The 11,882-nt window shown below is 48.4% G+C and carries 13 protein-coding genes; 5 read left to right on the top strand and 8 right to left on the bottom strand.

Annotated elements, in window-relative coordinates; all coding sequences use genetic code 11:
- Positions 1 to 4 precede the first annotated feature (4 nt).
- On the bottom strand, positions 5 to 1,027 hold the full coding sequence (locus ACZ43I_RS10205; RefSeq protein ID WP_344700826.1) for an NADH:flavin oxidoreductase/NADH oxidase: 1,023 nt from the start codon (positions 1,025 to 1,027) through the stop codon (positions 5 to 7).
- A 67-nt stretch (positions 1,028 to 1,094) separates the two neighbouring features.
- Here ACZ43I_RS10205 and ACZ43I_RS10200 point away from each other — a divergent pair, with 67 nt between their 5' ends.
- A complete protein-coding gene (locus ACZ43I_RS10200) occupies positions 1,095 to 1,331 on the top strand; it encodes a hypothetical protein (RefSeq protein WP_344700825.1) in 237 nt (78 codons plus the stop codon).
- 31 nt (positions 1,332 to 1,362) lie between these two features.
- Here ACZ43I_RS10200 and arsC read toward each other — a convergent pair whose 3' ends face one another.
- Genes arsC through ACZ43I_RS10185 form a run of 3 tightly spaced genes read right to left on the bottom strand, consistent with a single transcriptional unit; the run spans position 1,363 to position 3,439 of the window.
- On the bottom strand, positions 1,363 to 1,782 hold the full coding sequence (gene arsC, locus ACZ43I_RS10195; protein WP_344700824.1) for an arsenate reductase (thioredoxin): 420 nt from the start codon (positions 1,780 to 1,782) through the stop codon (positions 1,363 to 1,365).
- 17 nt (positions 1,783 to 1,799) lie between these two features.
- Complete coding sequence (locus tag ACZ43I_RS10190; RefSeq protein WP_344700823.1) at positions 1,800 to 3,098, bottom strand: arsenic transporter; 1,299 nt, start codon at positions 3,096 to 3,098, stop codon at positions 1,800 to 1,802.
- The gene (locus ACZ43I_RS10185) at positions 3,098 to 3,439 is read right to left on the bottom strand and encodes an ArsR/SmtB family transcription factor (RefSeq protein WP_344700822.1); all 342 of its coding nucleotides are present in this window, start codon (positions 3,437 to 3,439) and stop codon (positions 3,098 to 3,100) included. Before ACZ43I_RS10185 ends, ACZ43I_RS10190 begins: the two co-directional genes overlap by 1 nt.
- Before the next feature lie 177 nt (positions 3,440 to 3,616).
- Between ACZ43I_RS10185 and ACZ43I_RS10180 the strand changes: the two genes are divergently transcribed.
- From ACZ43I_RS10180 to ACZ43I_RS10170, 3 genes are all read left to right on the top strand, one after another.
- Entirely contained in the window at positions 3,617 to 4,555 is a 939-nt protein-coding gene (locus tag ACZ43I_RS10180) for an agmatinase family protein (RefSeq protein WP_344700821.1), read from the top strand.
- A 52-nt stretch (positions 4,556 to 4,607) separates the two neighbouring features.
- Complete coding sequence (locus ACZ43I_RS10175) at positions 4,608 to 5,828, top strand: Nramp family divalent metal transporter (protein WP_344700820.1); 1,221 nt, start codon at positions 4,608 to 4,610, stop codon at positions 5,826 to 5,828.
- A 67-nt stretch (positions 5,829 to 5,895) separates the two neighbouring features.
- Complete coding sequence (locus tag ACZ43I_RS10170; protein WP_344700819.1) at positions 5,896 to 6,312, top strand: OsmC family protein; 417 nt, start codon at positions 5,896 to 5,898, stop codon at positions 6,310 to 6,312.
- A 29-nt stretch (positions 6,313 to 6,341) separates the two neighbouring features.
- Here ACZ43I_RS10170 and ACZ43I_RS10165 read toward each other — a convergent pair whose 3' ends face one another.
- Positions 6,342 to 6,962 carry a hypothetical protein gene (locus ACZ43I_RS10165; RefSeq protein ID WP_344700818.1) on the bottom strand — a complete coding sequence of 207 codons (621 nt, stop codon included), beginning with the start codon at positions 6,960 to 6,962 and terminating at the stop codon, positions 6,342 to 6,344.
- On the bottom strand, positions 6,963 to 8,480 hold the full coding sequence (locus ACZ43I_RS10160; RefSeq protein ID WP_344700817.1) for a potassium/proton antiporter: 1,518 nt from the start codon (positions 8,478 to 8,480) through the stop codon (positions 6,963 to 6,965).
- 79 nt (positions 8,481 to 8,559) lie between these two features.
- On the opposite strand from ACZ43I_RS10160, the gene ACZ43I_RS10155 reads away from it, so the two are divergent.
- The gene (locus ACZ43I_RS10155) at positions 8,560 to 9,276 is read left to right on the top strand and encodes an ABC transporter ATP-binding protein (protein ID WP_344700816.1); all 717 of its coding nucleotides are present in this window, start codon (positions 8,560 to 8,562) and stop codon (positions 9,274 to 9,276) included.
- Here ACZ43I_RS10155 and coaW read toward each other — a convergent pair.
- Entirely contained in the window at positions 9,271 to 10,068 is a 798-nt protein-coding gene (gene coaW, locus ACZ43I_RS10150) for a type II pantothenate kinase (RefSeq protein ID WP_344700815.1), read from the bottom strand. The genes ACZ43I_RS10155 and coaW overlap by 6 nt on opposite strands.
- A 70-nt stretch (positions 10,069 to 10,138) precedes the next feature.
- Positions 10,139 to 11,770, bottom strand: a complete 1,632-nt coding sequence (locus tag ACZ43I_RS10145) for a BCCT family transporter (protein WP_344700814.1) — start codon at positions 11,768 to 11,770, stop codon at positions 10,139 to 10,141.
- Positions 11,771 to 11,882: the final 112 nt, after the last annotated feature.

The following is an 11,882-nucleotide window of genomic DNA, read 5'->3' as shown; positions in this document are numbered from 1 at the left end:
CATTCTAATATGCTCTTTTATACTGCACAGGGATGAAGGCGTCATCCTCTGCATTTTTGTCCTGGGAAGCGTTGAGCACCCAATAAGGGTCGCGCAGCAGTCCACGGCCGATGGCGACGAGATCTGCAGATTCCGATGCGACGGCGTGCTCAGCCAGATTGACATCATCGAGAAGACCGACAGCTATGACAGGGACTGAAGCAGCTTCTTTCACCGCTCTGGCATACTCGACAAGGTAGCCGGGGAAAGCCCCATTGAAACGCTCTGGTGAAGGCTTACCGTCTCCTCCAGCTGATACATCGATCATATCAACCCCAGCTGCCGCATACTCGCGCGCCAGATGGGTCCCGTGGTCGATGTCGTAACCACCATCTGCATACTCGACAGCTGAGAGGCGTAGCATGAGCGGCATCCCTGCAGGCATGACAGATTTGACTGCTTCAATGACCCTGCGTCCAAATAGGCTGAAATCTTCACCATATTCATCGGAGCGCTTGTTGGTGAGTGGGGATTGGAATTGATGGATGAGATAACCGTGGGCAGCATGAAGTTCGATGGTGTCAAATCCAGCCTCAACTGCACGTTGGGCCCCCCATTTGAATGCATCGATAATCTCTTCCGTCTCTTCTCTCGTCAGTTCATGTGGCTGATGGAAGTCCGAGCTATATGCTTCATCCGTACTTGATACTGGAGTCTCCGTATCCTGAGCCTTGCGCCCTGCGTGAGCGAGTTGGATGCCCACCTTTGCCCCGTGGCGATGGCAAGCGTCGACGATTCGTTTGTAGTGGGGCACATGTCCGTCGGACCAGATACCTAGACAATGGTCGGTAATGCGACCCCGTGATTCGACATTGGTCATCTCCAACATGATCAGACCAGTACCGCCGACCGCCCGTGAGGTGTAGTGCGTGAAGTGCCACTCGTCAGGTATGCCGTCAGTCGCGCTGTATTGGCACATGGGGGCCATTACAATCCTGTTCTTTGTCGTTAAAGCCTTCAGTGTGTAGGGTTCAAAAAGTGATTTCATCCAATTCCTCCTCAGTGGTTAACTCCATTGTATTAAATTTAGAGAAAATTTCAAATATAAAGAGGCTTTGAATTTAGCAGTTTTGAATAATGTTATATTCAATGACAACTGTAATAAGTCCACTGGGTTAGAAGGATATTTCAAAACGCATATTAATGTGGTGTTCAGAATTGTACTGATAGCAAGCGCATTGCTTCTGATCGCACCGGAAACATATACTAACCTCATCGGTGTAGCAGCGGCAGTGATTATATTGGTGATGAATCGCATCAAATGGAAACGGGAAATGCGCACGGCATCATAGATTACAAAAACAGGCCCTTAAAGGGCCTGTTTTATTTTCCTTCGTTTTTAAACTGGATGATTCTTTTTTCGATGTCGTCTCTTACTTGGCGGAATGCTGAATATATTTCTTCTTCACTGCCTTTGGCTTTGGCTGGGTCTTCGAACCCCCAATGCAGGTGGATGACGTCCGATGGCGTGACAGGACAATTATCACGGGCGTCCCCGCACAGGGTGATTGCATAATCTGCATGGTTCAGAATTTCAGGGTCTATGATGCTTGACTGCTGACCAGTGATATCAATGCCGGCGTCTCTCATGATGCTTACCGCCCTTGGATTAATTCCATGGGCTTCGATGCCTGCTGAATGAATCTCATATTTATCGCCTAAATATTTGTGGGCAAAGCCCTCTGCAATCTGACTTCTACATGAATTTCCGGTGCATAAAAAATAGATAATGGGTTTTTGCATGATGACACTCCTTTAGTTTATGAAATGATGAGCAGCCATAGGTATAGGCCGGATAAAGTTATGAATAGAACGGGAATCGTCAGGATGATACCGATTTTGAAATAGTATCCCCAAGAAATATTGACCCCTTTCTTTTTGAGCACATGCAGCCACAGCAGTGTAGCAAGTGACCCGATCGGTGTAATCTTCGGACCAAGGTCAGAGCCGATGACATTGGCGTATACCAGACCCTCCTTAATGGAACCTTGTGCACCTGATGCAGTTATGGCGAGGGCATCAATCATAACGGTCGGCATATTATTCATGACCGATGACAGTATTGCAGCTGTGAAGCCCATGACCATTGTGGCGGCAAATAACCCATGTTCTCCTGCGGTAGCCAGAAAACGGCCGAGTAGGGCAGTCAGCCCTGCATTTTGCAAACCATATACGACAACGTACATGCCGAGGGAGAAGAAGACGATGTCCCAAGGTGCCCCCTTCACAACATCCTTAACAGGCACAGCGGGACTGTTTCTTCCCATCATCACAAAAAAGAATGCAATGAGGCCGGCAATGATGGAAACAGGGATCTCAAACGGCTCACTCAGGAAATATCCAATGAGCAACAAAGCGAGCACCACCCACGACCAGGTAAACATTCTTTGGTCACGGATGGCTTCAGAAGGGCGCTTCAACTCAGATACCCCGTAATTGGACGGTAGGTCTTTTCTGAAAAAGAGCCACAGTACAAGAATGCTTGCCAGGATAGAGAACAGATTGGGAACAAGCATCCTTGAAGCGTATTCGATGAACCCGATGCCAAAGAAGTCTGCCGAGACGATATTCACCAAGTTACTGACGACGAATGGCAGGGAGGCGGTATCGGCGATGAATCCGCTTGCCATGATGAACGGCATGATCATCTTCTCCGTGAAATTGAGGTTCCTGACCATCGCCAGAACAATCGGTGTCAGAATCAGGGCGGCTCCATCATTGGCAAACAATGCAGCCACTATCGCGCCCAGCAGGATGATGTAGATGAACAGCTTCAATCCGCTGCCTTTGGCAAAACGTGCCATATGTAGTGCAGACCATTCAAAAAATCCGATCTCATCGAGTACCAATGAAATCAGTATGACAGCGACGAAAGTCAGTGTCGCATTCCAGACTATGCCCCATACGGTTCCGACATCCCCAAAGCTTACGACGCCGAAGACCAAGGCTGCAACTGCCCCAGCAACCGCCGACCAGCCGATGCCGAGGCCTTTAGGCTGACGGATGACAAGAAACAACGTGATGAGGAAAATCAGGACTGCAATTACAGAATTCACCATCAGCAGCATGCCTCCCTTGTGCATGAAGCGAGCAGACGGTCGACATGTGCATCAAGGCCAGGTGTCGTCGCCAATAATTTTGACAGCATTTCCATGAATGGACTATCGGAGTTCAAGGAAAGATGGGTCCAATACCCATCTTTCCGTTCCGTGATCAAGCCAAGTGTCCGCAACCTTTTAAGATGCTGGCTTACAGCAGGTTGGCTCATATTGAAGCATTCTGTGAAATCACAGACGCAACATTCCTTCTTATACATCATCGCAACCATCGATAATCGTGAATGATCGCCCAGAACTTTGAAAAGTTCCGCAACATCATTAATATCAACTGTCGTTTCCATTGGATCGCACCTCAATCATATAATTTTTTTATTATGTAATAGGTTGAATTATATAAGATTATGGTTATATGTTCAACAATGATCTTAAAAATGAAGTATATCGGTGGATTTCCATTTTCATTACTTTTATCATGATATATAGAATGACAATTCAGAAAACTCAGGAGGCGTTAAAGGATGCAATCAAATATTTATGGCAACACCCCTCCGATGTTGGGGGCGAAAAATCTTACAAAGACTGACGAATACGATACGGATGTACTGGTCTACGGTGTACCGTGGGAGGGGGCCTGTACTTGGGGAGACTACACAGGGTGCGAACTGGGCCCGAAACAGATCAGATTGTCCTCTGCGCGGTACAGCACTTACTTGCCCGAGCTGAATCATATCAATGTGGAAGACCATTTGAGCCTTGGGGATGTTGGCGATGTCAGCGTCATACCGCATGATGTGCCGGGCACCATGGACCGCATTGAAGCATTCGCCGAAAACCTGTGGCGCTCAGGTAAGTTCCTGGTAGGTCTCGGTGGCGACCACGGCATCACATATCCTGTCGTCAAAGCCTTGACCAACACCGGCAAAAAGGTGGGGATCATCCATCTGGACTCCCACTATGATAATATGCCTCACTATGAAGGAGACAGGTTTGCCAGAAGTACGCCATTCATGCGCCTTTACGAGACCGACGGAGTCAGGAATGAGAGTCTTATACATGCAGGCATCAAGGGTCCGAGAAATAAACCGGAGACGGGAGCCTATGCTCAGGAAGCGGGAGCCGTGACGCTTTCGATCAATGACATCAAGGGGGCACATGACCTGAAAGCCTATGCGAATGAAATATATGATATGGCAGCACAAGAGGTGGATGTCGTCTATTTGACGATCTGCAGCGACGTGTTGGACTTTGCGTTCAACCCAGGAGGTCCCGTCGATGGCAATGGGCTCACATCCCATGAGCTGGTGACGATGATCTATGAATTCGGTAAACGGGGATTATGTGGAATGGATTTTGTCGAAGTGTACCCTCAGCAGGACGCGAACCAGAACTCAGCGCACTTTGTATCAACAGCGGTTTTATATGTGCTGGCGGGCCATGTACATGGTGGTCATGCTTGATAGATGAACGGGCGATGGGAGACTGTCTTCTGTATCCAAAGGGGTGGAAGCATTGAATGGACAGAAAATTATTGAAAAGCTGAAAGTGATAGGGCCAGGTGCAATCATCACGGCTTCGTTCATCGGACCAGGCACCGTGACGACAGCCACACGTGCAGGTGCAGGGTTTGGGTTCGCCCTCCTGTGGGCAGTGGTTTTTGCGATTCTGGCGACAATCGTACTGCAGGAGATGGTCGCAAGGATCGGTATGGTGACAGGTGAAGGGCTGGGGGAAAATATACGCGGGTTATTCGATAATGTCATATTGAAATTCGCTGCAGTCTGGCTGGTCATGATTGCAGTGTGCGTAGGATGTGCTGCATACATCAGCGGCGACCTGCTCGGCACTTCCCTCGGTGTCTCCTATTTATTTGGAATACCGGAGAACTACGTGGCGCCGATCATTGGAATCATCATACTCACTCTTGGGCTGAGCGGAAGCTACAAAATCATCGAAAAGGTGATGATTGGGCTAATCGTCCTGATGAGCATTACATTCATAACGACGATGATAGTATCAGCACCTGATGTCGGCGCGATATTCAAAGGGGCTTTCGTTCCCGGCATCCCTGATGGTTCGATTCTGATGATCATTGCGCTGATCGGCACTACGGTGGTACCGTATAATTTTTTCATACATGCCTCGACGGTCAGCGAAAAGTGGGACAGTGCAGATGGCTTGAATGAGTCCAGAATCGATACAATCCTCACCATCACCGTAGGTGGGTTCATCACTGCAGCAATACTTATTACTGCAGGTGCGCTGATTGAAGGTCAAGAAGTGACCAATGTCGTCGAATTGGCAGCGCCACTCGAGCCCTTGATGGGTGACCTTGCACCATTTTTCATAAGTGTCGGGCTATTTTCGGCAGGGTTATCCTCAGCAATCGCCTCACCGATGGGGGCAGCGGTGACGGTGAGCAGCTTCATGCACTGGAAGGGTGGTTTTGACAATAGGAAGTATAAGATTGTCTTTGCTTCTGTGATCAGTCTCGGCATCGTGACTTCAGCCATTGGTTTCGAACCTCTGGAAGTATTACTTTTCGCACAGGCATTGAACGGGCTTATACTTCCAATCATTGCCGTGCTGATTATGATCATCATCAATAAAAAAGCAGTGATGAAAAAGCATGTCAACGCCTTATGGCTGAATGTCGTTGGCTGGGCGGTAACGGCAGTGGTTTCTTTTCTTGGGCTCTACAGTCTGATTGATGCGGTTACTTCTTTGATGTAAGCGCATGGCTGTCACTGGAAGATGAAATTGCTTATAATGATGGTTAACACATTGAAAGGGTGAGAATATGAAAGTTAATGCGAAATGGACAGGCGGAATGGCCTACAATTCTAAAGGTGACAGTTCGGGCTATGATGTGACGATGGACGCCAGCAGCAGTGTCGGCGGTAATGACAGTGGTCCAAGGCCGATGGAAATGGTGCTGCATGGTGTAGCCGGCTGCATGGGCATCGATCTTAATGTCATCATGAGGCATAGCATGGATAAAGTGGAAAGCATTGATATAGATATCGAAGCTGAACGTGCAGACACTGAACCGAAGCGCTTCACCGATGTCGTAATCGTCGTCAGGATCAAAGGGGACGTCACTGAGAAGGTGGCGCAGCGTGCAGTAAAATTATCAGCGGATAAATACTGTTCCGCAATCAACTCATTGAATGCCACAATTTCTACCAAGCTTGAACTGAATGGAGAAATGAAATAAAAAGGAGGAGCGTCCAGACGCTCCTCCTTTTAACTTCCGTAAAACCCAGTATCTTCAAGGTTTTTGTGCTGGAGGATGATTTCTGTAATCTTGTCCTCCTGATCATATTTCAGCATGACATACTGCTCGTTTGAATCATCGGCATCATAGATCATCCAGAAGTCGGAAACCTCGTCACGCGTCGGCCAGCCGAATGTTTCAACGGCCTCCTGCTTTGTGAGGTTTTCCGGAAAGATGATGATGCCGTTGATTTTAAGTTCGCTTAAATCATCGGCCCCCTCCCTTTTTTCAGGGAAGTTGAAGGCGATATGATCATAGTGGTAATAGACACCATCAATGCTTTGACCGTTTCCAACCGGTTCTCCCAGTATGCGCGTCATATATTCGTAACTGGAGCGGAGTGAAATCGTTCTGTACTCATAATTGGCTGAGAACAAGTTTGAGACGAAGGCATCGCGCGTTACATCGATGGGTGTTACTTCTGTGGGTTCTTTTTCGCTGGCGACTTCTGTAGTCTCTTCTGTTGATTCTTCACTAGCAGATTCTCCGGTGTCCTCCGTAGCGCTCTGGTTTGAATCATCTGGAATGAACAAGCCTACACATGACGGGATGAACAGTGGAATGGCGAGTAGGACAATGATGAATTTCATTTAATCCCCCTCTTTTGTCACTTTTTTCTTGGGAAACGGCTTCTGACGTGCCTTTTTGCTCTTAGGTGGTTCTTTTGGTTTACTGAAATATGCTTCTGTACGCTCACGTAGCTTTCTTGGCATCATGACATAGATGAAATCTTCAGAAAGCATCTTCGTTTCTCCGTTAGGTGTAATCAACTCATCATTTCTTATGATGGCGATGACGAGGACATCAGTCGGCAAGTCCAAGTCTTTGATCTGCACGTTCTGATGGGCAGAATGCGAAGGGAGTTCAATCCCGTATATATCGTTCTGCGTCTGGCCTAAAGCCAGCAGTTCGACCGAATAGGCCGGAGCTTCCGCTTCCCCTTCGTCAAATCCCAGCCAGCGGGCTACTGGTGTGATGGTGCTCCCTTGCAGCAAGGCAGAGAACAAGACGATAAAGAAGACTACGTTGAAGACGAGGTATCCGCTCTCGATGTCACTGACTAGTGGATAAGTCGCTAAAACGATCGGCACAGAGCCACGCAGACCAGCCCACGAAATGAATATTTTCTCCTTGAGGTCGTACTTGCTCGCAATCAAAGTGAGGAAGACACCGATTGGCCTGGCGATGAATATGAGGATGAGTGCCATCAGGATCCCCTGGAATGTATAGTTGATCAATTCCCCAGGAAAGGCCAGCAGGCCGAGCATGATGAACATGACAATCTGCATCATCCACGCCAATCCTTCATTGAAGCGCAGTATGGAATGTTTATAGGTAAGGGGCCGATTCCCCATCAGTACCGCCATAACATACACAGAGAGCAATCCACTTGCACCGATGACTTCTGTAACACCGAAAGTCAGCATCGCAAATCCAAGGGAGAGCACCGGATAGAGTCCAGAAGCTTCGAGGTCGATCCGGTTGATGACGAAAACCGCAAGCCGGCCTATAATGATACCGGCTATGATGGCAACACCCATCTGCCAAAAGAAGGTAAGTAAGAGATATAAAACATTGCTCTCTCCTGGCATTTCGATGACCGATATGATGGTGACGGTAAGGAACACAGCCATCGGGTCGTTCGTTCCGGATTCCGCTTCAATCGTTGAAGATAGTTTTTCCTTGATGTTTTTACTGCCGAATACTGCAAATACTGCAGCAGCATCAGTCGAGCCGACGATGGACCCGAGCAGCATCGATGTCATGAAATCAAGGTCCAGGATCAGATAGGCAAACAGACCGAGTATGAAACTTGTCAGCAATACGCCGATGGTCGCAAGAAGTACCGCTGAACCAGCCACCTTTTTGATGGTCATGATATTGGTTTGGAGGCCACCTTCAAAAAGTATGACGACAAGTGCTATCATACCAATCAGTTGGGTGAGTTCCACATTATCGTAGTAGATGACCTGGTTCAGAAGTATACCTATGATTATGAAGAGTACAAGCGAGGGGACACCGAGTCTGGACGAAAAACGTGTCATCACAACGCCCAAGACCAGCAGTATGGCAATCAACAAGATCGGATAGTCTAGCTGGACATCCATCAAAAACCCCCTTTCACCTGATATTTGTATATATAATTATAATTGAGTACCAACTAAAATACTAGCGGAGGAACAGCTTATGCTGAAAATCGATCATCTGGAAACGATGCAGAGGAACTTCAGCCTTGATATTGAAAACGTCACATTTCATAGAGGTGTAAATATCATCCTAGGGCCTAACGGGGGTGGCAAAAGCACGCTTCTGAAGGGGATGCTCGGTTACGGTGGGAGCCATATTCTGAGCCGTGAGATCGCTTATCATGGTTCGGCCTTGGGGGACATCTCAGACATCATATCGTTCCTGCCGCAGGAGAATCCCCGCTTCAGAATACGCGTCGAAGAGTATCTGATCATGACTGCAGCTGCGGGGAAGGTCGCGGAGGAACGGGTGGCTGAAATCATCAGGCGTTTCCACATCGGCCACCTTCTAGGGCGTTCGATAGAGGAACTATCCGGCGGCGAATTCAAAAGGGTGCAATGCGCTCAAATCGCCCTCGAAGATAAGCCGATCATCATGATTGATGAAATAGAACAAGGACTTGATCTATTTCATCAGCACGAAATGATGAAGTGGCTGACGAGGGAAGGACAGAAAAAAATAGTCATCACCACCATGCATGAAGCACAGTTGGCGATGACTTATGGAGACACGATCACACTTCTTCAGGCAGGACGCGCGGAAGGTCCGCTGCCTGCAGCCCAGGTGACGAGCGGACAGCTCTCAAGGTGCTACAACATCAGATTGACTATGGAACGGCATAGAAACGCCGTATCCATCTATCACAGTCCACTATAGAATGGCACCCAATGCCCCTGAGTATTCACCATTGTGAATGATGTGGGCCCTTGCGTCCTTCAGCCCGGCGTAGCGATTGATGATATCTTTCATCACCGTGTTGTCGAGCAGGGTGGAGCCGATGAAGACGATATCATCCGTCTCGAAGCCTTCAGCGAGGCTTATTCCAATGGCTGTTACAGTTTCGGCAACAAGACCAATGACGGCTTGTACTTTATCGGCAGGCTGCAGTTTAGAAACTTCCCCGGAGAGGACATTACCGAAGTTGCTCGCGGTCAGATCACCTGGAATCGGTGTCGGGCGTCCAGCATAGATATGATGGACTTTAAGGTCGATTTCATCCCGGTTGCCTTGGGTGGCCAGATGGATGATTGAATCATAGTCGTGGACGCCGGCAAGCAGGGTGGATAGGCCGATCAGCGTGCCGCCGCCCACTCCAGATCCCGCTACCCTCTGTTGACCGGAGGGGCCGGCATAGTGAAAGCTAGTACCGGTGCCGACATTCAAGTAGATGAAATGTCCAAGGCGGACGTCCTGCTCCTTCATCAGTTTGAGCAGCCCACGGTATGTCGCTTCAAATTCGACCGATATGGCTTCATGATGCTTCAATTTTTCTGCCATATATGCAGACTTGCCGCCTGTCAGGTATATCAGATCATCTGTATGTTCTGCGTTCAATCGATCTATCAAAGCATCCACTTGGGCAGATGGCCACCTTTCGAAACTGCGTCCCTCGTCATCGATGTAGGCGACCTTGATCAGTGTGCCTCCTGCGTCTATTCCAATTTTCATAAAAGCCTCCAAAAAAAGAATGTCATTGGTTGTATTATACCAATGACATTCCAACTTAGTAACATTAAATTCAAGCCCTTGTCCGATCTTTACGCTGACGGCGCTTCATCGAGTCATTTGGTTCTCGTCTGAGTGATTTGGAGACTGCGATGATCATGGCGATAAGGACGAGCCCGAATGGCAGTCCCGCCAATAGCGAAGCGGCCTGTAGGCTTGTCAGACCACCAGCGATGATCAGAGTGACTGTAAGGAAACCAAGTAGTACACCCCAGATGACTTTAAGGCGTGTACTTGGTGCATCAGTATTCCCGGAAGTCATACCTGCCACGATGAACGTTGCAGAGTCTGCTGATGTCACAAGGAATGTAAAGATCAGCAGTATAGCCAGAGCAGAGAATAATTCAGTCAGCGGCAGCTGATCGAACAACGCGAAAAGTGCAGCGGTATCATCCTCCAGAACGAGCGCTCCGATATTCGTGCCATTAAAGAGGTCAGAGTAGATTGCCGTACCACCGAGAGCTCCGATCCAGAGGAAGGAAAGTATAGGTGGAATGATGAGGATCCCCATTACATACTCGCGTATGGAACGTCCCTTGGAGATCCGGGCGACAAAGGAACCGATGAAAGGACTCCAGGCGATGACCCACGCCCAGTAGAATACCGTCCACTCCTGCACCCAGACTTCACCGGTATAGGGTTGCATGCGCAACGAATACCCGACATAGTTGGATAAATAATCACCAAGTCCCACAACGATGCTCTCCATAATGAACGTGAAGGGACCAACGGCCATTATGAAGATGGTGATGACAGCGGCAAGCAGCATATTAAGGTTACTCAACCATTTGATGCCGCGTTTCAGCCCAGTCGTCGTCGATAGTATGAAGAAGCCTGTCATCAGAGCGGTAAGTATGATTTGAGTCAATGGACCCGATGGGATGCCGTAGGCTATGTTCAAGCCGCCATCCATCTGCATGATGCCAAGGCCGACTGATGTGGCCATACCTGTGACAGTCGCGACCACGGCAAGTATATCTATGGACTTTCTCAGCTTCTGATTATAGTCGTTGCCAAGTATCGGCTCGAGTGAGGTCGAAACGAGGCCGTCTTTCTTCTTGCGATATTGGTTGTAGCCAATGGCAAGACCGGCTACACCAAAGATGGACCATTGGGAAATCCCCCAGTGGAAGAACGAATAGCCCATGGCCATGCGCGCCGCCTCGACGGTTTCAGTCTCTCCACCCGGAAAAGGTGAGATCATATAATGACTCATCGGTTCTGCGACACCGAAGAATACGAGCCCTACACCCAGTCCGCCGGAGAACAGCATGCCAATCCATGAGCGGAAGGAAAATTCAGGCTTCGAATTATCTCCTCCGAGCTTGATGCGACCGTATGGCGAGAGTGCCAGGAAAATCAAGAATAAAGCAAAACCAAATACTGCAATCATGAAGAACCAGCTGAACAATCCGGCAATCCAGCCATAGACTGAGCTTGATGCGGCTTCGAACTTGCCAGGTATGATCGTTGCCACCAAGGCAGCAGCGATGATGATTGAAGCGGCGGTCCAGAACACCAACCCTAGGCTTGACCCTTTTTTTGGCTCCAGGTTCTTATCCGGTCGTTTCTCTTTTTCGAATTTGGAACTTTTCTTCGACTTATCCCCCTTTTTGGGATTACTGTCTAAATTGTCATTGTCCAAAATTTCTCCCCCTAAAATATCTTATTATATACCGTTGTACCCCCGTTGTGTCGAGATTAAACACCATTAAAACATTGAATATCAAGCTGACTATTTTTATACTGGAAAGGGT

This window comes from Salinicoccus jeotgali (assembly GCF_055379195.1).
Note: the sequence above shows the minus strand (reverse complement) of the source record. Positions and strands in the feature narration are given on the sequence as shown.

Coding starts and splice junctions, on each gene's coding strand:
- ACZ43I_RS10205 (WP_344700826.1), bottom strand. CDS start 1,027: ATGAAATCACTTTTTGAACCCTACACACTGAAGGCTTTAACGACAAAG.
- arsC (WP_344700824.1), bottom strand. CDS start 1,782: ATGCAAAAACCCATTATCTATTTTTTATGCACCGGAAATTCATGTAGA.
- ACZ43I_RS10190 (WP_344700823.1), bottom strand. CDS start 3,098: ATGGTGAATTCTGTAATTGCAGTCCTGATTTTCCTCATCACGTTGTTT.
- ACZ43I_RS10185 (WP_344700822.1), bottom strand. CDS start 3,439: ATGGAAACGACAGTTGATATTAATGATGTTGCGGAACTTTTCAAAGTT.
- ACZ43I_RS10180 (WP_344700821.1), top strand. CDS start 3,617: ATGCAATCAAATATTTATGGCAACACCCCTCCGATGTTGGGGGCGAAA.
- ACZ43I_RS10170 (WP_344700819.1), top strand. CDS start 5,896: ATGAAAGTTAATGCGAAATGGACAGGCGGAATGGCCTACAATTCTAAA.
- ACZ43I_RS10165 (WP_344700818.1), bottom strand. CDS start 6,962: ATGAAATTCATCATTGTCCTACTCGCCATTCCACTGTTCATCCCGTCA.
- ACZ43I_RS10160 (WP_344700817.1), bottom strand. CDS start 8,480: ATGGATGTCCAGCTAGACTATCCGATCTTGTTGATTGCCATACTGCTG.
- ACZ43I_RS10155 (WP_344700816.1), top strand. CDS start 8,560: ATGCTGAAAATCGATCATCTGGAAACGATGCAGAGGAACTTCAGCCTT.
- coaW (WP_344700815.1), bottom strand. CDS start 10,068: ATGAAAATTGGAATAGACGCAGGAGGCACACTGATCAAGGTCGCCTAC.